Origin of the sequence: Kocuria sp. NPDC057446, assembly GCF_042802875.1 — a bacterium.
Taxonomy (GTDB): Bacteria; Actinomycetota; Actinomycetes; order Actinomycetales; family Micrococcaceae; genus Kocuria.
Window position 1 is genome coordinate 26,096 of sequence record NZ_JBHVDI010000008.1, and the last position, 24,813, is coordinate 50,908.

The 24,813-nt window shown below is 73.6% G+C and carries 27 protein-coding genes; 12 read left to right on the plus strand and 15 right to left on the minus strand.

Annotated features, from left to right (window positions below; all coding sequences use genetic code 11):
* Positions 1 to 4 precede the first annotated feature (4 nt).
* A complete protein-coding gene (locus tag ACFU0Y_RS02175; protein ID WP_380212804.1) occupies positions 5 to 799 on the plus strand; it encodes a ferritin-like domain-containing protein in 795 nt (264 codons plus the stop codon).
* Between the two features lie 826 nt (positions 800 to 1,625).
* Here the strand turns inward: ACFU0Y_RS02175 and ACFU0Y_RS02180 are convergent.
* The 6 genes from ACFU0Y_RS02180 to ACFU0Y_RS02205 form a co-directional block, all read right to left on the minus strand.
* Complete coding sequence (locus tag ACFU0Y_RS02180; RefSeq protein WP_380212805.1) at positions 1,626 to 2,411, minus strand: VOC family protein; 786 nt, start codon at positions 2,409 to 2,411, stop codon at positions 1,626 to 1,628.
* 136 nt (positions 2,412 to 2,547) lie between these two features.
* The gene (locus ACFU0Y_RS02185) at positions 2,548 to 3,672 is read right to left on the minus strand and encodes an NAD(P)/FAD-dependent oxidoreductase (RefSeq protein WP_380212806.1); all 1,125 of its coding nucleotides are present in this window, start codon (positions 3,670 to 3,672) and stop codon (positions 2,548 to 2,550) included.
* Between the two features lie 71 nt (positions 3,673 to 3,743).
* On the minus strand, positions 3,744 to 3,950 hold the full coding sequence (locus ACFU0Y_RS02190; protein WP_380212807.1) for a hypothetical protein: 207 nt from the start codon (positions 3,948 to 3,950) through the stop codon (positions 3,744 to 3,746).
* A gap of 45 nt (positions 3,951 to 3,995) precedes the next feature.
* Positions 3,996 to 4,910, minus strand: a complete 915-nt coding sequence (locus ACFU0Y_RS02195; RefSeq protein WP_380212808.1) for a DMT family transporter — start codon at positions 4,908 to 4,910, stop codon at positions 3,996 to 3,998.
* Positions 4,911 to 4,944: 34 nt separating this feature from the next.
* Entirely contained in the window at positions 4,945 to 5,817 is an 873-nt protein-coding gene (locus tag ACFU0Y_RS02200; RefSeq protein ID WP_380212809.1) for an N-acetylglucosamine kinase, read from the minus strand.
* 103 nt (positions 5,818 to 5,920) lie between these two features.
* Entirely contained in the window at positions 5,921 to 6,142 is a 222-nt protein-coding gene (locus ACFU0Y_RS02205) for a hypothetical protein (protein WP_380212810.1), read from the minus strand.
* 352 nt (positions 6,143 to 6,494) lie between these two features.
* Between ACFU0Y_RS02205 and ACFU0Y_RS02210 the strand changes: the two genes are divergently transcribed.
* Both ACFU0Y_RS02210 and ACFU0Y_RS02215 read left to right on the plus strand, forming a co-directional pair.
* Positions 6,495 to 6,632, plus strand: coding sequence for a hypothetical protein (locus ACFU0Y_RS02210; RefSeq protein ID WP_380212811.1), 138 nt, complete (start codon positions 6,495 to 6,497; stop codon positions 6,630 to 6,632).
* Positions 6,629 to 8,260 (plus strand): L-lactate permease, encoded by a 1,632-nt coding sequence (locus ACFU0Y_RS02215; RefSeq protein ID WP_380212812.1) that lies wholly within the window; start codon positions 6,629 to 6,631, stop codon positions 8,258 to 8,260. Before ACFU0Y_RS02210 ends, ACFU0Y_RS02215 begins: the two co-directional genes overlap by 4 nt.
* Before the next feature lie 55 nt (positions 8,261 to 8,315).
* On the opposite strand, the gene ACFU0Y_RS02220 is transcribed toward ACFU0Y_RS02215, so the two are convergent.
* Positions 8,316 to 9,074, minus strand: a complete 759-nt coding sequence (locus ACFU0Y_RS02220; RefSeq protein ID WP_380212813.1) for a dienelactone hydrolase family protein — start codon at positions 9,072 to 9,074, stop codon at positions 8,316 to 8,318.
* Positions 9,075 to 9,080: 6 nt separating this feature from the next.
* A complete protein-coding gene (locus tag ACFU0Y_RS02225; protein WP_380212814.1) occupies positions 9,081 to 10,523 on the minus strand; it encodes a sodium/glutamate symporter in 1,443 nt (480 codons plus the stop codon).
* A gap of 190 nt (positions 10,524 to 10,713) precedes the next feature.
* On the opposite strand from ACFU0Y_RS02225, the gene ACFU0Y_RS02230 reads away from it, so the two are divergent.
* From ACFU0Y_RS02230 to ACFU0Y_RS02245, 4 genes are all read left to right on the plus strand, one after another.
* On the plus strand, positions 10,714 to 11,763 hold the full coding sequence (locus tag ACFU0Y_RS02230; protein ID WP_380212815.1) for a DUF368 domain-containing protein: 1,050 nt from the start codon (positions 10,714 to 10,716) through the stop codon (positions 11,761 to 11,763).
* A gap of 77 nt (positions 11,764 to 11,840) precedes the next feature.
* Entirely contained in the window at positions 11,841 to 13,322 is a 1,482-nt protein-coding gene (locus ACFU0Y_RS02235; RefSeq protein ID WP_380212816.1) for a DUF1538 domain-containing protein, read from the plus strand.
* Positions 13,319 to 13,672, plus strand: coding sequence for a P-II family nitrogen regulator (locus tag ACFU0Y_RS02240; protein ID WP_380212817.1), 354 nt, complete (start codon positions 13,319 to 13,321; stop codon positions 13,670 to 13,672). Before ACFU0Y_RS02235 ends, ACFU0Y_RS02240 begins: the two co-directional genes overlap by 4 nt.
* A gap of 44 nt (positions 13,673 to 13,716) precedes the next feature.
* Positions 13,717 to 14,106, plus strand: a complete 390-nt coding sequence (locus tag ACFU0Y_RS02245) for a CBS domain-containing protein (protein WP_380212818.1) — start codon at positions 13,717 to 13,719, stop codon at positions 14,104 to 14,106.
* A gap of 220 nt (positions 14,107 to 14,326) precedes the next feature.
* On the opposite strand, the gene ACFU0Y_RS02250 is transcribed toward ACFU0Y_RS02245, so the two are convergent.
* The 5 genes from ACFU0Y_RS02250 to ACFU0Y_RS02270 form a co-directional block, all read right to left on the minus strand.
* A complete protein-coding gene (locus ACFU0Y_RS02250) occupies positions 14,327 to 14,515 on the minus strand; it encodes a CsbD family protein (protein ID WP_380212819.1) in 189 nt (62 codons plus the stop codon).
* 116 nt (positions 14,516 to 14,631) lie between these two features.
* On the minus strand, positions 14,632 to 15,135 hold the full coding sequence (locus ACFU0Y_RS02255) for a hypothetical protein (protein ID WP_380212820.1): 504 nt from the start codon (positions 15,133 to 15,135) through the stop codon (positions 14,632 to 14,634).
* Positions 15,136 to 15,167: 32 nt separating this feature from the next.
* Positions 15,168 to 16,220, minus strand: a complete 1,053-nt coding sequence (locus ACFU0Y_RS02260) for a zinc-dependent alcohol dehydrogenase family protein (RefSeq protein WP_380212821.1) — start codon at positions 16,218 to 16,220, stop codon at positions 15,168 to 15,170.
* 83 nt (positions 16,221 to 16,303) lie between these two features.
* The gene (locus ACFU0Y_RS02265; RefSeq protein ID WP_380212822.1) at positions 16,304 to 17,266 is read right to left on the minus strand and encodes a hypothetical protein; all 963 of its coding nucleotides are present in this window, start codon (positions 17,264 to 17,266) and stop codon (positions 16,304 to 16,306) included.
* 184 nt (positions 17,267 to 17,450) lie between these two features.
* Positions 17,451 to 18,092, minus strand: a complete 642-nt coding sequence (locus ACFU0Y_RS02270) for a PadR family transcriptional regulator (RefSeq protein WP_380212823.1) — start codon at positions 18,090 to 18,092, stop codon at positions 17,451 to 17,453.
* A gap of 175 nt (positions 18,093 to 18,267) precedes the next feature.
* Here ACFU0Y_RS02270 and ACFU0Y_RS02275 point away from each other — a divergent pair, with 175 nt between their 5' ends.
* Genes ACFU0Y_RS02275 through ACFU0Y_RS02285 form a run of 3 tightly spaced genes read left to right on the plus strand, consistent with a single transcriptional unit; the run spans position 18,268 to position 21,766 of the window.
* Complete coding sequence (locus tag ACFU0Y_RS02275) at positions 18,268 to 19,383, plus strand: Rieske 2Fe-2S domain-containing protein (RefSeq protein ID WP_380212824.1); 1,116 nt, start codon at positions 18,268 to 18,270, stop codon at positions 19,381 to 19,383.
* Positions 19,384 to 19,392: 9 nt separating this feature from the next.
* Positions 19,393 to 20,397, plus strand: coding sequence for a PDR/VanB family oxidoreductase (locus ACFU0Y_RS02280; RefSeq protein WP_380212825.1), 1,005 nt, complete (start codon positions 19,393 to 19,395; stop codon positions 20,395 to 20,397).
* A gap of 10 nt (positions 20,398 to 20,407) precedes the next feature.
* Positions 20,408 to 21,766: an MFS transporter gene (locus tag ACFU0Y_RS02285; protein ID WP_380212826.1), complete on the plus strand. Its 1,359-nt coding sequence runs from the start codon at positions 20,408 to 20,410 to the stop codon at positions 21,764 to 21,766.
* 62 nt (positions 21,767 to 21,828) lie between these two features.
* On the opposite strand, the gene ACFU0Y_RS02290 is transcribed toward ACFU0Y_RS02285, so the two are convergent.
* Both ACFU0Y_RS02290 and ACFU0Y_RS02295 read right to left on the minus strand, forming a co-directional pair.
* Positions 21,829 to 22,797 carry a hypothetical protein gene (locus ACFU0Y_RS02290; protein ID WP_380212827.1) on the minus strand — a complete coding sequence of 323 codons (969 nt, stop codon included), beginning with the start codon at positions 22,795 to 22,797 and terminating at the stop codon, positions 21,829 to 21,831.
* Positions 22,798 to 22,804: 7 nt separating this feature from the next.
* A complete protein-coding gene (locus ACFU0Y_RS02295; RefSeq protein ID WP_380212828.1) occupies positions 22,805 to 23,302 on the minus strand; it encodes a DUF427 domain-containing protein in 498 nt (165 codons plus the stop codon).
* Between the two features lie 141 nt (positions 23,303 to 23,443).
* On the opposite strand from ACFU0Y_RS02295, the gene ACFU0Y_RS02300 reads away from it, so the two are divergent.
* Together ACFU0Y_RS02300 and ACFU0Y_RS02305 are read left to right on the plus strand one after the other, a co-directional pair.
* A complete protein-coding gene (locus ACFU0Y_RS02300; protein ID WP_380212829.1) occupies positions 23,444 to 24,499 on the plus strand; it encodes a YeeE/YedE family protein in 1,056 nt (351 codons plus the stop codon).
* 34 nt (positions 24,500 to 24,533) lie between these two features.
* Positions 24,534 to 24,761: a sulfurtransferase TusA family protein gene (locus ACFU0Y_RS02305; protein ID WP_344123715.1), complete on the plus strand. Its 228-nt coding sequence runs from the start codon at positions 24,534 to 24,536 to the stop codon at positions 24,759 to 24,761.
* Positions 24,762 to 24,813: the final 52 nt, after the last annotated feature.

Here is a 24,813-nt window from a genome sequence, read left to right on the forward strand (position 1 = left end):
CGTCATGGCCTTCGACATCGACCGGTTCGCCGAGGAGTCCACCAGTCTGCACTGGGAGGACCTCGGGCTGGACGCGCTGCGGGAGGACCCCCTGCCCGCGGAGACGCTGCGCACGCTGCGGTACATGTGCGACGTCGAGTTCCACACCGTCTGCTACCTGCGCGACATGCTCGTCAGCCCCTCCCGCAAGGACCCGGAGGTCAGCACCTTCATGACCATGTGGAACCGCGAGGAGTTCTGGCACGGCGAGGCCCTGGCGCACGTGCTGTCCCTGCACGGCATCACCGTGGCCTTCGACGAGGTCAAGGCCAAGCGGGTCAAGCTCGGCTGGCGCGACCGCGTGGGCCCGGTCAAGCAGTCGCTGCTGTCCGGCATCGTCGGCGCCGACTTCGTCGCCGTGCACATGCTCTGGGGCGCGGTGAACGAGCGGTCCGCGGCCGCCGCCTACCGGCGCCTGGCGGTCCTCGAGAAGGACCCGGTGCTCGCCCCGCTGCTGCGGCGCATCGCCGCGCAGGAGACCAAGCACATCGCGTTCTACACCACCCAGGCGCGCGCCCGGCTGCAGGACAGCCCGAAGGCGCAGAAGCTGGCGCGCCTGGCCCTGCGCACGGCCTGGCAGCCGGTGGGCGCCGGGGTCTCGTCCGAGGAGGAGGTCACCCACGTCATGGGTCACCTCTTCTCCGGTGCCGACGGCCGCAAGGAGATCGAGGCCATCGACCGCCAGATCGCGAAGCTGCCCGGGATGGAGGGGCTGACCGTGGTGGCCGACGCCCTGGACGCCCGGGGGGTGCCGGCGTGAGCACGTCCGCCGGGTTCGACGTGCGGGCCTATCTGCGCGACCCGCACGAGCTGCGCCCCCAGGACCTCGACCTGGACAGCCTGCGCGGGCTCGCGCCGGAGACGCTGGAGGTGCTGGTGCACCTGTGGGGCGTCGAGCGCGGTCTGCTGGACCGGCTGCGGGACATCCTCGTCACCCCCACGCACGCGGAGTCGCGGGTGACCGCTTTCCTGACCACCTGGAGCTACGAGCAGCACTGGCTCGCCGCGACGCTCGGCGCGGTCCTGGCCGCCAACGGGCACCCGGCCCGGGAGCCCGCCGACACGTCCGGGGGACGGCTGCTGCGGGCGTGGGACGAGCGGGTCCGGCCCCCGCTGGGCGCGTTGGCGAGCAACCTCCTGGGCGCCGACGTCGCCGGGGCGCAGATGACCACCGGCGGGCTCGACACCGCCGTGCTCGCCGCGGTCTACCGCCGGCTCGGCGCGGCCGAGCCCGCGCTGGCCACGACGGCCCACCGGATCGTGCGCCTCAAGGAGCGGCACCTCGCGTTCTTCGCCGAGGAAGCCGGCGCGCGGCTGAACGGCAGCAGCCGCGCGCGCCGCCTCGCGCGAACCGCGGTCTCGCGGTGGCGCTGGCCCGGCACCCGCTACGGCGGGAGCGGACCGGCCGGGACGTGGGTCCGCCGGCTGTTCGCCGCGCCGGCCGCCCGCGCGGGTCTGCTGGAGCTCGACGAGGACCTCGCCGCGCTGCCCGGCCTGGCGGGCGCCCGGCCGGTCGCCGCGGCACTGGGGCGCCTGGACAGGGGCCGAGGCGCGCCGGCCGGTCCCGCGGCGCCCCGCCCCCGGGCCTACATGTCCTCCTGGGGGGTCATCAGCACGAAGTGCTCTCCGTCGGGGCCGGTGGCGACCGTCATCCGCCCGTACTCGAAGTCGAAGGGCTCCCGGCTGATCGAGCCGCCGGCCTCGCGCACGCGCCCCGCGGCGGCGTCGACGTCGGCGACCTGGAAGGCCACCGACCAGCCCGGCGGGGCGTCCGCGGCCTCGGGGTCGGGGCCGCCGATCCCACCGGCCGGCATCTGCGCGCCGGGAACGGTGAACAGGGAGTAGGGCATGCCCTCGTCGCCGATGTCCTGGTACTCGTAGCCGAAGACCTCCGCGTAGAAGCTCTGGGCGGCGGCTGGGTCGCCGGTCATGAGGTCGCACCAGACCACCGCGCCGGGCTCGCCGTACGCCTCGAAGCCGGTGTGCTCGTGGGCCTGCCACATGCCGAGGACCGCCCCGGTGGGGTCGGTCCACATCCCCATGGAGCCGAAGGGTCCGACCTCCATGGGCTCGTACACGGAGGTGGCCCCGGCCCGGACCGCGCGGGCAGCGTGGGCGGCGATGTCCTCGGTGGCCAGGTAGACCGACCAGACGTGCGGGGCGTCCTCCATCCCCTCCATGGTGGGGGAGAGCCCGGCGACGGCCCGGCCGTCGAGCAGGGCGTTGCAGTAGCCGCCGTACTCGGGCTGGGACTCGGAGTAGGTCCAGCCGAGCACAGCGCGGTAGAAGTCCTGGGTGCGGCCCAGGTCGGAGGCCATCAGGTCCACCCAGCAGGGGGTGCCGGCCGGCCAGGGTTGGGAGTGCGTGGTCATGGCGAGGGTCCTTCCGGGAAACGGGTGCCACGGTGCCGCCGAGGACCTGCTGCGGGTCCGGAAGCGGCACCGCCGCACTGTGACCCCCGACACGTTCCAGGCTAGGACGCCGCTCGGACGCGCTAACGGGACGGACTCAGCCCGCGGAGCGCCCCAGCTGCTCCTCGTGGTGGAGGTGCCCGGGGATCCCACCGGTCAGCACCGTCTCGGCGAGCGCCTCCCCGAGGGCGGGGGCCTGCTTGAACAGGTTGTGCCCGGCCAGGGCGGTGATCCCGTCCTCGGACCAAATCCCCACGCCGTCGTCGCCCCACGGCAGCCGGGTGACCCAGCAGTGCACGTGGTCGACCGGGCGCGGGTCCAGGCCGGGCAGGGCGCGCCGCACGTAGGCCACGGTCCGGTCGGCCAGGGCGGCGAGCGCCGCGGGGTCGGCGAGTCCGCCGTCCGGACGGGCCGGCGTGTCCGCGCTGAGGCCCACCGAGAAGCGGCGGCCGTCCGGGTACGGTGCCGCGTACACGCCGGTCTCCCCGAAGTCCCCGCTGCCGTCCTGGAAGGTCGGGAGGCCGCGGCCGGTGCCGGGCGCCGACCCCCCGGGGTCCGGCGCGCCGGCAGCCAGTGCGAACGTGAGGCGCACGTGCGCGCCGGTCTCCACGGGCAGGTCGATCCCGGCGCCGCGGGCCAGCGGGGCGGTGCCCCGGCCGGCGCACAGCACCACGTGGTCGTAGGTCTCGCAGGTGGTCCCGGTGCGCAGCTCCACCGACCCGGTTCCCGTGCGGCGCACCGAGAGCACGTGCTCTCGCAGCGTCGACCCCTCGAGCCGGTGCACCAGCGCCGCGACGGCATCGAGGGTGCGGATGGCGCCGCCGTGCACGTCCAGCATCGCGGGGCCGGTCCAGCCGGCCAGCAGCGGCAGCCGGGCGTGCAGCTCCTCCGGCGGGAGCCGGCACACCGGGACCTCGGCGAACCGCTCCAGGGTGCGGAGCTTCTCCTCGACCCCGGCTCCGATCGCCACGGCACCGTCGGGGGAGATCAGCTCGAGACCGAACTCCTGCTCCCACTGCCGCCACAGGGTCCGGCTGCGGGCCACGAGCGCCACCAGCCGGGGGTCCTCGTGGGAGTGCCGGAAGATCCGGCTCTGCCCGGCGGACTGACCGCCGCCGGGCGGACCGGACTCGTAGAGGGTGACGTCGGCGCCGCGCGCCCGCAGGGCATGGGCGGCGGCGAGGCCCACGATGCCCGCGCCGACCACGGCCGTGCGGGTCATCGGAGTGCTCCGGGGGAGTTCGTCATGCCGTTCCCCTGCTCAGTCGTCGGGTCGCCGGGCCGTCCGGGTGCTCAGCCGTCCTGCTCGGGGTCGGTGCTCTCGCCGAGGATGTCGTCGAAGGCCTCCCGCACGGCCTGCCGGGTGGCCAGGCGCACGCTCGCGGCGCCCTGCTTGTCCGCCGTGTCGGCGCTGGCGATGTTGCTGCGCTCCTCGCGCTCCTGCTCCAGGGCGTGGTCGCGGGCGGAGCGGATGCGGTCCATGATCTCGTTGGCTTCCATGGGATCCATCCCATCACGGACGTGCGACATTGAACAGGGGGCTGATCAGTTTCCGCGGGCCGCCGGGTCCGTCGCGGCGTCCGCGGCGAGCTCGGGGGAGCTCCCGCCCACCATGATCACGGCGCTCGCGGTCACCACCAGACCCATGCCCACGAGCTGCAGGCCCGTGAGTGCCTGCCCGAGCACCAGCAGCCCGGCGAGGGCCGCTACCGCGGGCTCCAGGCTGAGCAGGATCCCGAAGACCTTGGGGGGAATGGCTCGCAGCGCCAGCAGCTCGAGGGAGTAGGGGACCACGGAGGAGAGCATCGCGATCCCCACGCCGGCGCCCAGCACGCCCCAGGTCAGGGCGGGGACGTGCGCCGTGAGCACGCCCACCGGGGTGACCAGGACGGCGGCCACGACGAGAGCCACGGCGAGACCGTCGAGCTGGTCGAAGTGCCGGCCCGCGGACCGGCTGCCCAGGATGTAGGCGGCCCAGCCCGCCCCGGCGAGCGCCGCCCAGGCGATGCCCGCGAGGTCGAGCTCCGCCCACGGCACGGTGAGGGCCTGGGAGATGAGCACGATCCCGCCCAGGGCCGCCACCACGGCGAGGACGTCCCGGGCGCGCCGGGAGAGCACCGCGGACAGGGCGAGGGGGCCGAGGAACTCGATGGTCACGGCCACGCCCAGCGGCAGGGTGGCCAGGGACTGGTAGAACGCGAAGTTCATGCCCGCCAGGGCCGCCCCGAAGAACAGCCCGGAGCGCCACGCCTCCCGGCTCCGGCCGCGCAGCCGCGGCCGGATGACGGCGAGCATGATCGCGGCGCTGATGAGCAGCCGCATGGTCACCGTGGCCGACGCCCCGATCAGGGGCACCAGAACGGCGGCGAGCGCCCCGCCGAACTGCACGGAGACGACGGCGGCCAGCACGTAGAGGGTCGGGCGCAGCCGCGGGCTGCGGGCGGGGGCGAGGGTGGTCACCCGTTCAGGGTAGGGCTCCGCCGCGGCTGCTCCGTCATCGCGGGCCGGCGAGGGCCAGGGCGCCGTGCACGGGATCGCGCTCCAGCACCCGCAGCTCCCCGAGGCCGCGGGCCGCGGCGGCCTCCCGCAGCCGGTCCCGCAGCAGCGGCTGGTGCCGTGCCAGACCGCCGCCCACCACCACCGGGCCGGTCAGATCCAGCCGCCGGGCCACGGTGGCCGCGAGGTCGGCCAGCGCCCCGGCGGCGCGGTCGACCAGCCGCAGGGCGTCGTCGTCGTGCGCGGCCGTCTCGAAGGCGACCCGGGAGAGCCCGGCCCAGAACGCCCGGTCCGTGCCGCCGTGGAACCGCTCGATGAGCGTGCCGGGCTCGGCGAGCCCGCAGTGGGCCAGCACGGCCCGGTCCAGGGCGTCGGGCCGCGCTCCGTCGTCGAGCCGGGCGAGGGCGCGGCGCACCAGCTCCCGGCCCAGCCAGTAGCCGCTGCCCTCGTCGCCCAGCAGGTGCCCCCAGCCGCCGGCCCGGGCCTCCCGGCCGTCCGGGGCGGTGCCCCACGCGGCGGAGCCGGTGCCGGCGATGACCGCGATGCCGGTGCGGCACCCGCCGGCGGCCAGGACCAGCCGGGTGTCGTGCACGACGACGATCCGCGCGTCCCCCGTGTGCGGGGCGATGAGCGCGCGCAGCGCCTCGGCGTCGGCAGGCGTGTCGACGCCGCCCGCCCCCGCCACCACCACGTCCGCGGCGGCGGCCCCCAGGTCGCCGAGGACGCCGGCCAGGGCGCGCGAGGCCTCCTCGGGGCTGACGTTCTGCACGTTCGCGCTGCCGCCCACGGCCTCCCGCGCCGGACGGCCGTCCTCGCTCCGGAGGCCGTGGGTCGTGGTGCCGCCGATGTCCAGGCCGATGAGGATGCTCATGGGGCCATCCTGCCGTGCGCGGGCGCACGGACCCAGGGCACGACGACGCCCGACCGGGCGCCGGCGGGAACCGGCCCGATCGGGCGTCGTGGACCGTGTCCGGTCAGGCCGCGAGGGCCAGGGGTGCGGGGCGCAGGCGGCAGCCCTCGAAGGAGAACAGCCGGCGCACGCCGGTGCCGGCCTCGAGGATCCACAGGACCCCCAGGGGGTGCGAGACCTGCCCCACGGTGCCGACGCAGCTCTCGTAGAACTCGTCCCAGATCTCGAGCCGGTCGCCGGGCTGGATCTGGCTCATGTCGGTCATCCACTTCTCAGCAGCGGTCATCACGCCACCTCCCATCTTGGTGTTCGTCTCGTGGTTTTCGTCTTCGGGTACTTCCATGGTGCACTGTCCGGTGCGACCTGTGCGGACGCCCCGATTTGACAATCCGCCCGGGCGTCTTGAGCTTGGTCACACCCCGGTCCGGACGGCAACCCGGACGGGTTGTTCCGGCCGGGTGCGGCGCGGCATTCTGTGACGGCCGTCCCGGCCGGGCGCGTGAACAACAACACGTCGGAAATCCCTCGTCGCACGTCGTCATCCGTGTCGCGGGCGCCCGCCCGCGCCCGCGTCGTGACGAGGCGCACGCATGGACCTCCGGGCCCGGCGACCCTAGGGTCGGGAACGGAGGTGGCCCATGCGCGCAGCGGACTGCAGCACCGAGCCGGACAGCGAGAACGCCGTCCCCCGCCCCGGGGTCGTCCTGGGCCGGCGCGGCACCACCGGTCGCGGCCGGACAGCGGATCCCGCCCGTGGTCCCGGCGGCGCGGCGTGAGCGGGACGGGCGTGCAGGCGCTGCTGGCCGGGGCACCGGTGCTGGTGGTGCTGGTCCTCATGACCGCGGCCGGCTGGTCGGCCGCGCGGGCGGGTCTCGTGACCGCCGTGGTCACGCTGGTGCTGGCCGTGACCGCGTTCGGCTTCGGCGGGACCGCCGACCCGTTCACCGCGTGGTCCGGCTCCGCGGGAGTGCTGGCCGAGGCCGCCTTCATCGCCCTCACCGTGGTCGGCATCATCGGCCCCGCCCTGGGCATCCACCACCTGCAGCAGCGCACGGGCGCCGCCCTGCGGCTGCGCTCCGGGCTGGCGCGCCTGCACCCGGACCCCCGGCTGGGGGCCCTCCTCGTGGCGTGGTTCTTCGCGCTCTTCCTGGAGGGGGCCGCCGGGTTCGGCACCCCGGTGGCCCTCGCCGCCCCGTTCCTCGTGGCGGCCGGCATGCCGCCGCTGCACGCGGTCTCGGCGGCCATGATCGGCCACGCCGCGGGCGTCTCCTTCGGCGCCGTGGGCACGCCGGTGCTGGCCCAGACCGCCCTGGTCGACTTCACGGGGGCGGAGCTGGCCCGGGCCACGGTGCCCTACCACGTGATCCTCGGCGGGGTGCTGATGACCGCGGTGGTGCTCACCATCGGCCGGGCCTTCGGCGACACCCGCGGACTGTGGTCCTGGGGCGCGCTCGCGGCCGTCGCCTTTCTGGTGCCCTACGGGCTGATCGCGACCTTCGTGGGCCCCGAGCTGCCGACCCTGGGCGGGGCCCTCGTCGGGTTCGCCGTGTTCGCGCTGGTCCTGGTGCGGCGGCGCGGGCGGGCCGCCGCGGGCGCCGGACCCGGCGGCGCGATCCCCGCCGCACCCCCCAGCACGCCGGGTGCGACGACCTCTCCCGTGACCGGCGCCGGGCCCGGTGCCGTGCCCGCCGCCGTCCCCGGTGCGGCGCCGGTGGCGGGCCGGGAGCTGCCCATGGTGCTGGCCGCCGCCCCGTACCTGGTGCTGGTGGCCCTGGTGCTGACCACCCGGCTGGTCCCCCCGCTGCGGGAGGCGCTCCAGGGCGTCGTGCTCGAGTGGGAGACGGGCACCGGCTTCTCCGGCAGCGTGCAGCCGCTGTTCCACCCGGCCGTGCTCCTGACCGCCGCCTTCGTCGCCGGCGCCGTTCTCCAGCGGGCCCCCGGCCGGGACGTCCGCGGCGCCGTCGTGGTGGCCACGCTCCAGCTGGGCCCGGTGCTGGTGGCGCTGGTCGCGATGGTCACCATTGCCCGCACCATGTCCCGCGCGGGGATGACCGACGAGCTCGCCCGCACCGCCGCCGGCGTCGGCGCCGCCTGGCCGCTGCTGGCCCCGGCCGTCGGGGCGTTCGGGACCTTCGTCACCGGATCGGCGACCGCCTCCAACGTGCTCTTCACGGAGCTCCAGGCCACCACCGCCGAGACGGTGGGGCTGCCCGTGCTGCCGCTGCTGGGCGCCCAGGGGTTCGGCGCCGCGGTGGGCAACCTGATCTGCCCGCACAACATCGTGGCGGCCGTGGCCACCGTGGGCCTGACCGGGCAGGAGGGCCGGGTGCTGCGCTCCACGTTCCCCACCGCCGTGGTCTACGTGGTCCTCGGCGGGGTGCTCGCGCTGCTGCTGGCCCGGTGAGGCGGCCGTCCGTCCGGTGCGGCGGGCCCGGCCTGCCCCGAACGGCCGGGCGGGCTCAGCCGCCGGTCTCCGGGGGGACGTCCGGGTCGGTCCGCTCCCGCAGGTGCCGGTCGAAGAACGCGAGGATCCGGCGCCGGGCGTCCTGGGTGGCCGGATCGTCGTAGGCGGTTCCGCTGAACCGGCCGAGCACCCGCAGCATCGGGGAGAGGTCCCCGGGGTCGTGGTCGTTCATGAAGCCGTGGCCCACGCCGGGGTAGATCCTGATGTCGTGCTCCACCCCGACCTCCGTGAGGATCCCCTCCAGCCGGCGGCCGGCGTCCGCGCCCAGGGGAGTGGAGTCCGCTCCGCCGTAGCTGCCCACGATCGGGCAGGCCGTGGGGAGCCACTGCTCGGCGCCCTCGGGGCACCCGCCGTAGTTCGTGCTCGCCGCCGAGAACCCGTGCTCGGCCGCGAGCGCGAGGGCGTAGCCGCCGCCCATGCAGAAGCCGATCACCCCGATCCGGCCGGTGCAGTCGGGGCGCGCGGCGAGCCAGGACCGGGCGGCCTCGACGTCGTCGAACGTGCGCCCCCGGCGGACGCCGATGTCCTTCATGATCGTGCGCAGGCAGCGGAGGCGGCCGCCCCAGTGGAACAGGTCCGGGGCGACGGCGAGGAACCCCTCGCCCGCCAGCCAGTCCGCCTGGCGGCGCAGGTCCTGGCTCATCCCCGTGAAGTCGTGCACCAGCACCACCCCGGGCCAGGGCCCCGGGCCGTCGGGCACCGCCACGTGGACGGGCATCGGCCCGTGGTCGGTGGCGACGACGACGTCGCTCATGCCCGCTCAGGCCTGCCGGGCGTGCACGGCGTCGGCGGAGCCGGACGCCACGAGCCGGCGGCGGTAGGCCATGCCGCCCACCAGCGCCACCACGAACACCACCGACATGGCGATGAACAGCGGCCACGGGCCGAACTGGTAGATCAGCGGCACCGAGGCCGCGGTGATCAGCCCGCCGCCGAAGAACGGCTCGAAGAACAGCTGCTTGTAGCCGAAGGCCTCCATCGCCGGGCTCTCGTCGTGCGGGTCGGCGATGCGCATGAGGATGAGGCCGGTGGCGGTCACGCCCATGGACTGGCCGAAGTCCGCGATGCCGCGCTCGAGCCAGTAGTCGGGGATGATCTTGGGCACGAACAGGATGAGGAAGCCGGTGCAGAAGACGATGCCGGCCACGGACAGGATCAGGAAGGTCTCCCAGTTCGCGGCGATCGCGGTGAGGGACAGGGTCGCGATCGCGGCGAGGATCAGGAAGTCGAGGGCGAGCCCCTGGATGCGCAGCATCATCTGGTGGTCCAGCAGGTGGCCGATGCCCCGCCAGTCCATGACCAGCTGCACCACCACACCGCCCAGCATGGCGAGCGGGAAGAGCGGAACGAAGGCGAGCAGCTCCACGGTGTCCGCCCACAGCGCCTGCTCGATCCACTGCAGGGCCGTGAGCATGAGGTAGCCGATGAGGATGGCGATGCCCACCACGGCCACGTGCAGGGTGAGCGGCTCGATCGAGGCGGGCCGGGAGGTCATCATGGCCGCGGGGATGTTCTCGTCCCGGCGGTAGAGACCCTTCTGCTCCTCGATGGACTGCTCCACGTTGCCCTTGATCACCTTGGTGCGCCCGGTGCGCACACCCCAGTTGATGACGGCGATCCCGATGACGATGCCGCCGACCAGGCCGATCGTGGCCATGCCCAGGGCCAGGTCCGCACCCTCCTCGAAGCCCAGCTCCTCCATCACGGGGCGCATCCCGGCCGCGGTGCCGTGGCCGCCCTCGAACCCGATCTCGATGAGGGCGCCGGCCATGGGGGAGATCCCGAACAGCGGGCCGAGGACCGCGATGACCAGCAGCAGCCCGATGACGTACTGGCCGGAGCCCAGGGCGAGACCCACCGACAGCTGCGGACCGGCCAGCCGGGCCACGCGCCGGGGGCCGGGGATGGCCGCCCCGAGGAAGAGCGTCGCGAAGACCACGCTGATGAGCAGGCTGGGGAGCGCGCCCCAGACCTCCAGGATCTCCGGGGTGAAGATACCCCCGTCCGCGAGCCAGCCGACGCCGGCGGCCTCCCCGAGACGGCCGAGCACCTGCGGCCCGACGATCAGGGCGAGGAAGCCCGCGATGATCGAGCTGGGGAGGAAGATCTTCTGGATCCACCGGACCCGGACCCGCAACCACTTCCCCAGCAGGAACAGCGCTGCCAGGAGGATCAGGGCGAAACCGATCTGGTTGGGACTCATGATGCACTCCTGGGTCGAAGGCACGAACGGTCCGGTCAGTCTATGCAGAAGTGACCCGCCGTCCACAGGGATGACGGGGCGCGGCCGGCGGGCCGGGCCCCGGCCCGCCCCGGTACCCTGGCAGGCGTCCCCCTGTTGTCGCGAGCGCTCCGCCGCCCGCCCTCCGTCCTCCCACCGCCCAGGAGCATCTGTGACGCCCTCGTCGCCCCCGGACCGTCCCTCGACCCCGCCGACCCCCACGGCCACCGCCACGACCACCGCCGGCGGTGAGGTGCGCCGCAGCATCCCCGGAAACGTGCTGCGCGGCGCGCTCATCGGCGTGGTCGAGACCGTCCCCGGGGTCAGCGGCGGCACCGTGGCGCTCGTGGTCGGCATCTACGACGAGCTCATCAACTCCGCCGGGCACGTGGTCTCCGCGGGCAAGCGGGCGCTGCTCGGGCCCGACCGTGCCGCCGGGGTGCGCCACCACCTGGACCGCGTCCACTGGCGGATCGTGGTGCCCGTGGTCATCGGCATGGTCGCGGCCCTGCTCACCGTGGCCGGCCCCATGAGCCACCTCGTCGAGGAGTACCCCGTCACCATGCGGGCGCTGTTCTTCGGCATGGTCCTCGCCTCCGTCGGGGTGCCCCTGCGCCTGGCGGGCGGTGCGCTGCGGCTCCGCAGCGCGGCCGTGGTGGCGCTCGCCGCCGCCCTCGCGTTCGTGCTCGTGTCCATCCCGCCCACCACGGTGACACCCGCGCCGCTGCTCGTCGTGCTCGCGGCCATGGTCGCGGTGTCCGCGCTGCTGCTGCCCGGGCTCTCCGGCTCCTTCCTGCTCCTGACGATCGGGCTCTACCAGCCGACGCTGCGGGCCGTCGACGAGCTCGACCTCGGCTACCTGTCCCTGTTCTTCCTCGGCGCGGCCCTCGGCATGGTGGTCATCGTCAAGGGGCTGCAGTGGCTCCTCGACCACCACCACCGCGTCACCATGCTCGCGCTCACGGGGCTGATGCTCGGCGCCCTGCGCACCCTGTGGCCCTGGCAGCTCGAGGACCGCACGCTGCTGTCCCCCGAGGGGGACTGGTGGGTGCAGCTGCTCGCGGCCGCCGCCGGCTGCGTCGTCGTCCTCGCCCTGCTGGCCGTCGACGCCCGCACCCGGGCGCGCACCGGCCACGGCTCCCAGGAGGAGCTCGCCGGCGTCGAGTCCGGCGACGACGCCACGGACGGCACCACGGACGGCACCACGGACAGCGCCCGGTAGACGGCTCCCGACCTGTCGCGACAGACTGGCAGGAGACACCCCGTCCGCGGACCCCCGGAGGAGGCCCGGCGCCGCCCATGGAGCACGTCACCCACTTCGCCCGGGAGTTCCGCAAGGCCCTGCGGAGTCTGCTGCCCATCGTGCTGGTGGTCGTGGTGTTCCAGCTGGCCGTGTTCCGGGAGGTCCCGGACCAGCCCCTGCAGCTCGTCGCCGGGCTGCTGGTCGTGGGCGTCGGCATCGCCCTGTTCCTCCAGGGTCTGGACCTCAGCGTGTTCCCGGTCGGGAAGAACCTGGCCAACCAGTTCGCCCGCCGCGGCGCCCTGGGCCTGCTGCTGCCGTTCGGCTTCGCCATCGGCTTCGCCGCCGTGGTCGCCGAGCCCGCGCTGATCGCCGTGGCCGAGCAGGCTCAGGTCGTGAGCGAGGGCCGGATCAGTGCTCTCACGCTGCGCCTCGTCATCGCCGTGTCCGTGGGCGCGGTGCTCGTCCTCGGCATCCTGCGCATCCTCCGGGGCTGGGCGGTGCAGAGGCTGCTGCTGCCCGGCTACGCCCTCGTGCTCGTCGCCACCTACGTGGCCCCGCCGGAGATCGTGGGCCTCGCCTACGACTCCGGGGGCGTCACCACGAACATCGTCACCGTGCCCCTCATCGCCGCCATCGGGATCGGCCTGGCCAACTCGATCCGGGGCCGCAGCGCGCTCACGGACGGCTTCGGCCTCGTGGCCCTGTGCGTCATGGTGCCGATGATCGGGGTGCAGCTGTACGGGATCTGGGTCTACACCTTCGGCGACGCCGCCGCCGTCAGCGCCGGCGGCTCCGAGGACGCCCCGGTGCACTGGGCCCTGGAGCACGTCCTGGGCCTGGCGCAGATGCTCCGGGACGTGCTGCCCATGGTGCTCGTGGTCCTGTTCTTCCAGTACGTCGCGCTGCGCCGCCGGCTGTCCCACCCGCTGCGGGTGTCCGTGGGCTTCGTCATGGTGCTCGTGGGACTGTACGCCTTCGTGGTCGGGCTCAAGATCGGCCTGTTCCCCATCGGCACGATGATGGCGGAGCAGCTGATCGAGCGCGGAGCACCCGCCCTCATCCTGCTCTTCGCCCTGCTCATCGGCTTCGCCACCACCATGGCCGAGCCGGCCCTGGTGGCCATCGGCGAGCAGGCCGAGGCGGCCGCGCCCGGCCGGATCAGCGGTTCCGCCATCCGGCTCGTCGTGGCCGTCGGCGTGGCGGTCGGCATCGCCCTCGGGGTGTACCGCATCCTCGTGGGAGCACCGCTGCACTACGTGATCATGGCCGCCTACGTCGTGGTCATCGTCCTGGTCCTGCTGGCGCCCACGTACGTCGTGGCCCTCGCCTTCGACCTCGGCGGCGTCACCACCTCGGAGGTCACCGTGCCGCTGGTGACCGCTCTGGGCATCGGGCTCGCGGGCGCGATCGAGGGCCGGGACGTGCTGATCGACGGCTTCGGCCTGATCGCCTTCGCCTCCATCTTCCCGATCATCTCGGTGCTCGGGTACGCCATGGTCCTGGAGAGGATCCCCCGCCTGCAGAAGGAGCAGACATGAAGTTCACCGCCGTGGTGGTCATCGCGCCCGACGACCTCGAGGACACGTGCATCGAGCAGGCCCAGCGCGCCGGGGCCACGGGCGTGACCATCCTCCCGGGCAAGGGCATCGGGGGCGAGGTCAAGCGGACGTTCTTCGGGCTGACGTTCGAGGGCTCCCAGACCGTGCTCCTGATGGTCGTGGGCACACACCTGGCCACGCCGATCCTCAAGGTGCTGCACGACATCCTCATCGACGACGACGGCGGCTCCCGCGGCATCGCCTTCAGCATCCCCATCGAGCACCTCACCGGCATCGACATGCAGCAGGTCGCCCGGTTCGAGGAGCACCTGCGCCGCGAGGGCGCCTGACCCGACCCGTCCGAACCCCGTTCCCGATCTCCAGGAGGACCCCCGTGCTGACCGTCAAGGACGTCATGGTGCGCGACGTCGTCACCATCTCCCCGTACAGCACCCTGCGGGAGGCGCTGCGGGCCATGAGCACCCACCGGATCAAGAGCCTGGTGGTGGAGCCGCAGCACCCCCACGACGGCTACGGGCTGCTCAGCTACAACGAGCTGCTGCAGGCCATCGTGGCGGAGGAGGGGGACGTGGACCTCCTCAACGTCTACGACGCCGCGGTGAAGCCGGTGGTCACCGTCGGCGAGGAGCTCTCCGTGAACCAGGCCGCGGCGCTGATGACCCGCTTCCGCCTCAACCGCCTGGTGGTGGTCCAGGGCAACGAGCTCATCGGCCTGCTCGCGATGAACGACATCCTGGCGCGGCTGATCAGCGACCTCACCTGAATCCCCGGCCCGGTCACGGCATCTCCGGGCCGCCGTCCCGCGCGCTGACGGGTCGTGTTCTGTCGGTACAAGCAGTGCAATCCGGCGGAACGGGACTCCTCGCGTGGGCAGGAGGCGGAACGGGACTCCTCGCGGACGACATGCGGAGCACGGCGGAGGGCCCCGGCGTCGACTGCGACACCGGGGCCCTCCGTGTGGTTCGACGGCTGAACCGTGCTGCTTACATTCCGTCCTTGAAGTTCTTGCCCGCGTCCTTGACGTTCTCGCCGGCCTGCTTGGCACTGCCGGACAGCTTGTCCGCCTGGCCCTCGGCCTGGAGGTCGCGGTTGTCGGTGGCGTCTCCGACCTTTTCCTTGGCGGCGCCGCTCGCCTTCTCCGCGGCGTTGCCGATCTTGTCTCCGAGTCCCATGGGCTCTCCCTCCGGTCGGTGAACAGGTGCATCCCAGCCTAGGCCGCTCAGCATGCTGGGGGGAACAGGCTGGGCGCTCCGGGGCGAGCATTTCCCCCAGGGCGAACAGCGACCGGTCAGCGCTCGGGGACCTCGAGCCCGGTCTCGGCCACCCGCGCCCGCAGCCACGGGGGGATCCGGCGGTCCATCCGCCGGTAGCGCGCGAGGTGCCGCCGCCACTCCTCCGCGGCCACCGGCTGCGGGGCGTGCGCCGGCAGGACGGGGTCGTCGCCGTAGTTCAGCACCAGCTCCACGCCGGGCCGCTGCCAGCGCCCCTCGGCCACCGTGACGATCAGCGTGGCCGAGAGCCAGGACCCGTCGACGAGATCGGCGTAGTCCTCCTGGAGGGACCGGGCCAGCCGCCGCGGGGTGCTGCGCGGGCCCCCGACGTCCACGGGGCGGCGGGTCGTGCGGTCGCCGCGGACCTCCCGCACCTGCGCGCGCAGGTCCCGGCCCACGCTCAGGACGTCCAGCACGAGCGCGTCCCAGCCCGGCTCGGCCCCGTGGGCGCGGACCAGCCACCGGGCCAGCCGGTCGATGGTCCTGCGCTGCCGGGGGCTCTGGAGTCTGTCGGTCCGCACGGCCACACGCTAGCAAGCGCCGGGCGCGCCGCTCAGTCCGCCCTGATGACCACCTTCACCGCCCGGTGCTGCGCGGCGTTGCCGAACAGCTCGTAGGCCTCCTCCATCTGGGACAGGGTGAAGCGGTGGGTGGCCATCGCCTTCGCGTCCAGCCGGCCGGAGCGGACCATGTTGAGCAGGCTGCCCACGGTGCGGCAGTCCACGAGCCCCATGTTGATCCGGACGTTGGAGATCCACATCCGGTCCAGGGGCAGCTCCACCGGCTTGCCGTGCACGCCGGCGTTGGCCACCGTGCCGTAGGGCCGCACCACGTCCAGGCAGGTCCGGAAGGTCTGGGGCACGCCCACGGCCTCGATGGCCACGTCCACGCCGAGCCCGTCCGGGGACAGCGCCCTGATCCGCTCGACGGCGTCCGGGTCCCCGGCGTTGACCTTGTCCGTGGCCCCGAGCTCGAGGGCCTTGTCCATCCGGTTCTCGTCGAGGTCCACGGTGATGACGCGCCCGGCGCCGCAGAGGTTCGCCGTCATGACCGCGCCCAGGCCCACCGGTCCCGCGCCCACGATCGCGACCGTGTCGCCGGGCTTCGTGTTGCCGTTGAGGATGCCGATCTCGAAGCCCGTGGGCAGGGCGTCGGTCAGGAACAGGACGTCCTCGTCGTCGAGCCCGTCGGGGACCCTGTGCACGGAGGTCTCCGCGAACGGCACGCGCACGTACTCCGCCTGCGTCCCGTCGATGAGGTGCCCGAACACCCACCCGACCCCGCCCAGGGTCTGGCAGTGGGAGGGCTGGTTGTTCCTGCAGTAGGAGCACTTCCCGCAGTTGGTGACCGCCGGGATGATGATCCGGTCGCCCGGCGTGAGACCGGTCACGGCATCCCCGACCTCGGTGATCGTGCCGACGGCCTCGTGGCCGAGGATCCGGCCGTCGACGACGGCCGGGACGTCACCCTTGAGGATGTGCAGGTCGGTGCCGCAGATGGTGGTCGTGTCGACCTTCGCGATGACGTCGGTGGGGTCCTGGATCGTCGGGTCCGGGACCTCCTCCCAGGCCTTGCTGCCCGGTCCGTGGTAGACGAGTGCCTTCATGGGGTCCTCCTCGGTCGCCGGTCCGGCGGGCTGCCGGGCCGCCCGTGCTCATCGTAGGCAGGCGGGCACCGCGGAACGAGAGGTCACTGGTAGGAGACGAACCAGGGCTGCGGCTCGATCGCGGAGGTCTGCTCCGGCGTGAAGGTCGGCGTGTCCTCGTCGTAGAAGTTCTTCCACGCCATCCGGATCCCCTCCGGCAGACCCTGCTGCAGCCGCTCCCACGTGCCCATCTTCAGCTCCGGGGTGCCGTGGCCGTCGGCGTGCAGGACCAGGGCGAGCTCCGGGCGGGTGGCGTCCACGAGGTGGCGGTTCGTGATCATCGACTCCGCGAACTGGTGCAGGACCACCACCTTCTGCGGAAGGTCGTTCTCGCGGGTCAGCTCGGCCAGCCACGCCGTGGTCGCGTTGATCTCCGCGGCGTCCACCGAGCCGATCTGCACCATGTGCACCTGGTCCGGGCCGAGCCGCCACTCCGGGTCCAGGGCCAGTCCCACGTTGGGCAGCTCGAGCAGCTCCTGGTACTGCTGCGCCTGGCTCAGGAAGTCCTGCCGGCCGGGCTGGAGGTCCAGCACCACGTAGACGTCGTTCTCCACCGCGGCCTCGACGTAGGGGCGGAGGTCCTCGACGGTCGACTCCCGCGAGTAGTCCCCGTCCTCGCCGGGCTCGGCGGACGCCGTGGTCGCGATGATCTCGAAGGCGGGGACCACCGGCACGTCGCTGAAGGGCTCGTACTGGGCGGCCAGCTCCTGGGCGCGGAGCACCGACTCCTGCGGGTCCTGCTCGCCGAGCACGCCGAGGCCGGGGCTCTCCGGGTGGCCGTAGAGGGCCACCATCCGGCGATCGGGGAACACCTCGGTGCCCCCGCCGATCAGCTCCGCGGGTTCCTCGGGCGTGGGCGTGGGCGTGGGGGAGGGAGAGGTCGACGACGGCGTGCCCGCCGCCGGCGTGGCCGCCGAGCCCGGTCCGGCGTCCCGGGCGCAGCCGGTCAGCAGGAGCGCGGCGCACAGGGCCGGGACGAGGGGGCGGAGCAGCGGCGAGCGGGTCATGGTCTGTCCTGGGGCCGGGAGCAGGGGGGTCCGCCCAGCCTACGCACGGGCCGGTCCGCACGGCGGGAACGGGGCCGGGGGCGGCGGCCGGGGCGTCACACGGCGACCCGGGGGCCGTGCGGGCGGGGGACGTCACGGGGCGGCCGCGCCGGCCGGGCGCGGCGGCCCGGGCGCCCGCCGGTGCTCAGACCGCGCCGGCCGCCCCGGGCTCGGCGGGGTCACCGGAACCACCGGGCTCGCCCAGCTCGCCCAGTTCCTCCAGCAGCCGCAGTCCGCGCTCGGCCCAGGCGATCTCCTGGTCGGCGCGGGACACCTGGCCCTCGTAGGCGAAGACCTTGAACCGGGTGATCCGCTCCCACTGGTCCTCGGGATTGGCGGCCAGCCGGCGTGCGAGCGTGGGACTCGTGCGGTCCTGCAGCGCCCGGATCTGCTGGAGAGCCTGGGCGCGCTGGTCCCGGTAGTGCTCGAGGTGGGCGCGCAGCTGCGCGGCCGCGGCCCCGGGCGAGGCCCACTCGAAGTAGGCGGCCTTCAGGTGGGCCGGGTCCCGCTCCCGGACGTAGCCCAGCGGCTGGTCCTGCCACCGGCGCAGGGCGAGCTCGCCCTCGGCGGTGATCGAGTACTCCGTCTTGGTGGCCCCGCGCGAGCCCCACGGGACGGGCCGGCTCGTGAGCAGCCCCTCCGCGTGCATCTTGCGCAGCTCCGGATAGATCTGCGAGTCGGGGGCGTGCCACACGTGGCCCACGGAGGAGCTGAACTGCTTGACCACGTCGTAGCCCGTCAGCGGCCCGGAGGAGAGCAGTGCCAGCAGGGCCGAGCGGAGGCTCACGGGCGGTTCCTTCCGTCGAAGCGGGAATTGTCCTGCTGAGCCTAGCCCGGAGCCGTACCACGTGACCCTTGTCACTCACTATGGACATAGGTATTGTGTGTCGTGCGCCACCACTATCTATGGAGATAGTGAGTGCGGCGTGCTCGCCCCGGACCGCCCAGCAGAGGACCGCACCATGACCGTCGCCGCCACGAAGACCACTTCCACCGCCAAGCTCCTGTCCCATCCGCTCAACGCCTGGTACGTCGCCGGGTGGGACCACGAGATCACCGCCAAGGGCATCCTCTCCCGCACGGTCGCGGGCCGGCCGCTGGCCCTGTACCGCACCGAGGACGGCCGCCCCGTGGCCCTGGCGGACGCCTGCTGGCACCGGCTCGCCCCGCTGTCCCAGGGCAGGCTCGTGGGCCGCGACGAGATCCAGTGCCCGTACCACGGGCTGCGCTACAACGCCGCGGGACGGTGCACCTCGATGCCCGCCCAGGAGACGCTGAACCCCTCCGCCACCGTGCCCTCCTACCCGGTGCTCGAGCGCTACCGCTACGTGTGGGTCTGGCTCGGCGACCCCACGCAGGCGGACCCCGCCCTGCTGCCGGACATGCACCAGATGGACAGCCCCGAGTGGGCCGGGGACGGCGAGACCATCCACGCCCCCTGCAACTACCAGCTGGTCCTCGACAACCTCATGGACCTCACGCACGAGGAGTTCGTGCACTCCTCCAGCATCGGCCAGGAGGAGCTGTCCGAGTCGGAGTTCGAGACCACCCACGACGAGCGCTCCGTGACCGTGACCCGCTGGATGCGCAACATCGACGCCCCGCCCTTCTGGCTCAAGAACATGCGGGACCGGTTCCCGGGCTTCGAGGGCAAGGTGGACCGCTGGCAGATCATCCACTACACCTTCCCCGCCACGATCTGCATCGACGTGGGCGTCGCCGAGGCGGGCACCGGGGCCCCGGAGGGGGACCGCTCCCGCGGGGTCAACGGCTACGTGATGAACACGATCACCCCGGAGACGGACCGCTCCTGCCACTACTTCTGGGCCTTCATGCGCAACTACCGCCTGGAGAGCCAGCTCATCACCACCCAGCTGCGCAACGGGGTGCACGGGGTGTTCGGCGAGGACGAGGCCATGCTCCAGGCCCAGCAGGCGGCCATCGACGCCAACCCCGAGCACGAGTTCTACAACCTCAACATCGACATGGGCGGGATGTGGGTGCGCCGGCTCCTCGAGCGTGCCCTCGAGGCGGAGGGCCGCCCCGCCGCCGCCCCGGCCGCCCCGGCCGGGGCCTGAGGAGCGACCGTGGCCGATTCCCAGCACGAGATCTGGCAGAACGCCGTCGTCGTCGCCGTCGAGGACGTCGCCGCCGGCATCCGGCGCGTCGTCCTGCGCCCCGACCAGCCCCGCCCGGTGCGTCCCGGCGAGCACGTGGACATCCGCGTCCTCGTCCACGGCGAGCAGCAGGTGCGCTCCTACTCCGTGGTCGACGCCGCCGACGACGGCACCCGGCTGGCGCTGAGCGTCTTCCGCACCCCCACCTCCCGCGGCGGCTCCGTGTTCATGCACGGGCTCGAGCCCGGGCAGGTCCTCGAGATCACCCAGCCGCTGCAGAACTTCCCGCTGCGCGTGGGGGCCCCGTCCTACGTCCTGCTGGCCGGAGGCATCGGCATCACGGCGGTCGCCGGGATGGCCGCGCTGCTGCGCCGGCTCGGCGCGGACTACCGCCTCGTCTACGTCGCCCGCTCCCGCGCCGCCATGGCCTACCTCGACGAGCTGACCGCCCTGCACGGGGACCGGCTCGAGGCGCACATCGACGACGAGGGCGGCTCGCTCGACGTCCCGGCCCTCGTGGCCGGAGTGCCCGAGGCGGCCGAGCTCTACATGTGCGGCCCCATCCGGCTCATGGACGCGGTGCGCCGCGCGTGGGCCGAGCGGGAGCTGGACGCCACCAGCCTGCGCTACGAGACCTTCGGCAACAGCGGCTGGTTCGAGGCCGAGCCGTTCGTGGTCCGCGTCCCGCGGCTGGGCGCCGAGGCCGTGGTCGGTCCGGACGAGTCCCTGCTCGAGGCCCTCGAGCGGGAGGGCCTCGACATGATGTCCGACTGCCGCAAGGGCGAGTGCGGGCTGTGCCAGGTCAAGGTCCTCGGCCTGACCGGGCGGATCGACCACCGCGACGTGTTCTACTCGGACCGGCAGAAGCAGACCGGCACGTCCATGTGCTGCTGCGTCTCGCGGGTGGTCTCCGGCGCGCCCGAGACCGTTCCCGGCGGGCGCCCGGCCGCCGTCCTCACCATCGACGTCCCCTGAGAGGCACCCCATGGACATCCGACACCAGATCGACGCATCCAGGATGTCGTCGTACCAGTGGCTCATCATCGCGGTGACCACGTTCCTCAACGCCCTCGACGGCTACGACGTCCTCGCCATGGCGTTCACGGCCACGTCCGTGACCGAGGAGTTCGGGCTCTCCGGCTCCCAGCTGGGCTGGCTGCTCAGCGCCGGGCTGATCGGCATGGCCGCCGGCTCCCTCGTCCTCGGTCCCTTCGCGGACCGGTACGGCCGGCGGAAGATCCTCGTCCTGGCCCTCGCCGTCAACGCCCTGGGCCTCTTCCTGTCCACCACGGCGGGGTCCGTGCTCGAGCTCGGTCTGTGGCGGGTCGTCACCGGCCTGGGCGTGGGCGGCATCCTCGCCTCGGCCACGGTGATCACCAGCGAGTACGCCAGCACCCGCCACCGCGGCATGGCCGTCAGCATCTTCACCGCGGGCTACGGCGTGGGCGCCACCCTCGGCGGCATGGGCGCCACCCAGCTGATCCCGGCCTTCGGCTGGCGCTCCGTGTTCCTCACCGGCGGGCTGCTCACCCTGGTGGCGATCGGGCTCGTGCTGGCCGTGTTGCCCGAGTCCGTCGACTACCTCCGCACCCGGCGGCCGGCGGGTGCCGTGCAGAAGCTCGAGCGCATCGCCCGGCGCCTGCGCCTCGAGGGACAGGTCGAGCTCGGCCCGGTCCCGGCCGGGACCGGTGCGCAGCACAGCAGCGTCGGCAGGCTGCTCAGCAGCCGCTACCGCACGGCGACGCTCCTCCTGTGGGCGGCGTTCTTCGTCATCATGTTCGGCTTCTACTTCGCCAACTCGTGGACGCCCCGGCTCCTCGTCGAGACGGGGATGACCGAGCAGCAGGGCATCATCGGCGGGCTCATGCTCACGATGGGCGGCACCTTCGGGTCCCTGCTCTACGGGGCGCTGACCACCCGGTGGGACGCGCGGCTGACCCTGATGGCCTTCACCGTGCTCTCCGCGGTGACCCTCGTGCTGTTCATCACCACCACGTCCGTGCCGCTGCTGGCGTTCTCCTCCGGCGTGGTGGTCGGCATGCTCATCAACGGCTGCATCGCGGGCCTCTACACCGTGGCGCCCATGACCTACGAGCCCGGCATCCGGACCACCGGCGTGGGCTGGGGCATCGGGGTCGGCCGGGCCGGGGCGATCCTCGCCCCCATCGCGGTCGGCGCGCTGCTGGACACCGGCTGGACCCCCACGCAGCTCTACCTCGGAGTGGCGGTCGTCGTCGCCCTCGCGGCCCTGGCCCTCATCCGGCTGCGCCCCTACGAGGAGGCGGCCGACCCGGCCGGCGAGCGTCCGGGTCAACGGCGCACCCGGTCCTCCTCCACCGGCTGACGCCGGCCCGGCGCCGGACCACGATCCGGCGCCGGACGCTGCGGGGCAGGGTGCGCCCCCCGCTACCAGCCCAGCAGGTCCGTGCAGTCCTGCTCGTGGGGCAGCAGCGGGCGCAGGGCCACCGACCAGCGCCCGCCGTCCTCGGACACCCAGGGCGTCAGCGAGTCGGCCGCCGCGGCGGCGTCCATGACGGCCCGGGCCTGCTCCCCGGCGGCGAGCACGCAGCTCAGTCCCAGGCGCGGTTCGAGCGGCTCCCCGGGCAGCGGCGGCCCCGGCCACGGCACGGGCCGGGGCTCCGGGCCGTCCGGCGGACCCTGCCACGCGGTGACCACGCCGGCGACCGCCTCCGGGACGTAGACCTCCTGCGCGCCGACGGCGTCCTCCGGGAGCACCGAGGCGGGATCGCCCAGCTCCTGGACGAGGGCCTGCAGCGCGGCCCGTGCGGCCCGCTGCTCCGGGGTCAGGGTGTCGTCCGGCGGACCGTGAGGCGACTCGGCGCCCAGGGCGTACACCTCACGGACGCGGGTCCCGTCCTGGGCCCGCACGGTGAAGCGGGTCGAGGGCAGGTCGGCCACCGGCGGGCTGCCGAGGTCATCGGACCCGCCGACCCCCGCGCGGAGCGCGCGCTCGACCAGCACGGCGACGGCGTCCTCGTCGACGTGCTGCACCTGCAGACCGGGCAGGGCGGGAGGGGGGAAGACGGCGATCTGCGGGCCCGGGGTGATGACCCGGCCGTCGGCGTGGACGCTGACCAGGGGCAGCCGGGACGCCAGCAGCTCCGGCGTGGCGAAGCCCCCGGTGTGGGCCACCTCGATCACCGGCCCCTCGGCCGGCCCCCACGGCGTGCTCGGGGGCGTGCTCGGAGCGGACGGCGTGCCCGTCGTCGTCGGCGGGACCGGACCTGTCGGTGCCTCGGGGGGCGTCGGCGTCCCCGAGGCCGTGGGGGCGGCCCCCGCGGGACCCTCCTGCGCGCACGCGGTGGTCAGGAGCAGGGCGGTCACCACGAGCGCGGGCCACGGCGCGCGGGGCATCGCGGGCTCACCAGCCCCGGCTTCCGGGGGCGCCCTTGAACGGGCCGGCCACCCGCGAGGTGATCCAGCCCCCGTAGAACCCGCCCTCCTGCGGGAGCACCTGCTCCCCGGCCACGAGACACCGGTCCATCAGGGCGGGCATCAGGGCCACGTGCCCGCGCAGGGCCGCGAACCCCGGCGTGGGGGAGGGGTAGGTCCAGGCGGCCCGGGGTGCGGTGCGGTCCCCGCCCCGGACGTCGAAGTACGCCGCCGCGCCCTTCCACTCGCACCACGAGCTCCCCGCGCACGGCACCAGGGCACCGTCGACGAAGGCCTCCCGGGGCAGGTAGTAGGTGGGCGGGTGGCTGGTCTCGAGCACCCGCAGCGGGGCCGTGCTGGACGCGATGCGCTCGCCGCCCAGCCACACCTCCACGTGCTCCCGGCTGGGCTCCGTCCGGGGCGGTCTCGGGTAGTCCCACACGGACTCCTGGCCGGGGCCGGGGACGTCGGGCCGAGGTCGTCTCATCTGCGCTCCGTCCGGACGCCCGCCCGGCCGCGCCGACCGGCACGGTCCTCGGGCGTCACACAGTGGTGAGTGCTCCATCACTATGCTACGGCGCATGACGGCATCCTGGAGTGCTTGCCCGGGAAACCATAGGGTTCCGGGGTGCTCATCTCAGGACTTCTCATCGGTGCCGCCCTCGGGTTCGTTCTCCAGCGCGGCCGCTTCTGCGTCACCGGCGCGTTCCGCGACGTCTGGATCGCGAAGAACACGTGGTGGCTGTCCGCCTTCTTCGTGGCCATCGCCGTCCAGGCGGTCGGCATCTGGGTGCTGAACGCGCTCGGCGTCATCACCCTCGAGGCCTCGGCCTTCCCCTGGCTGGCCACGGTCATCGGCGGCTTCATCTTCGGCTTCGGCATCGTCCTCGCCGGCGGCTGCGCCACCGGCACCTACTACCGCGCCTCCGAGGGGCTCGTCGGCTCCTGGTTCGCGCTCATCTTCTACGCGCTGTTCGCGACCGTCGCCAAGTACGGTCCGCTGGCCGGGACCACCGAGGCCCTGCGCGGCGTCACCGCCGGCACGCAGGGCTCGATCCACGAGACCCTCGGCGTCTCCCCGTGGGTGCTCGTGCTGGTCCTCGTCGGCATCGCCGGGGTGTGGGCCCGCCACCACCTCACCAAGCCCCGGATGAAGATGGCCACGCTCCCGCCGGAGAAGACCGGCCTGAACCACCTGCTGTTCGAGAAGGCGTGGAACCCGTTCGCGACCGCCCTGGTCGTCGGCGTCATCGCGATCATCGCCTGGCCCGCCAGCTGGGCCACCGGTCGCGAGTACGGGCTCGGCATCACGACCCCGTCCGCCAACATCGCGAGCTACCTGACCACCGGCGACGTCGAGCTCGTCGACTGGGGCGTGTTCCTGGTCCTCGGCATCCTGATCGGTTCGTTCGTGGCGGCCAAGGGCTCCGGCGAGTTCAAGCTCCGCGTCCCCGACGCGCAGACGATCGTGCGCTCCATCGGCGGCGGCGCCCTCATGGGCATCGGCGCGGCCTGGGCCGGTGGCTGCACCATCGGCAACGCCCTGGTCGCCACGGCCGCCCTCGAGTGGCAGGGCTGGGTCGGTTTCGCCGTCATGATCCTCGGCACCGGCGCGGCCGCCAGGATCTTCATCGCCCCCCGCAAGAAGTCCGCCGCCCCGGGCCGCGTCCCGGCCGGCGTCTGATCCCACCGACCCCCAGTTCCAGGAGGAGCCACTCATGGCACAGCACGTCCTCGAGACCGACGGTCTCGTCTGCCCGTTCCCCGTGGTCGAGGCGAAGGCCGCGATGGCCGAGATGCCCGCCGGCGACGAGCTCGTCATCAACTTCGACTGCACGCAGGGCACCGAGGCCATCCCGCGCTGGGCGGCGGAGAACGGATACCCCGTCACGCAGTTCAGCAAGCGCGGTGCGGCCGAGTGGTCGATCACCGTGCAGAAGGCCTGATCCGACCGGATCGCCGTCCCGCGGCGGACCCCCGCGGCCGAGTCCCCTCGGC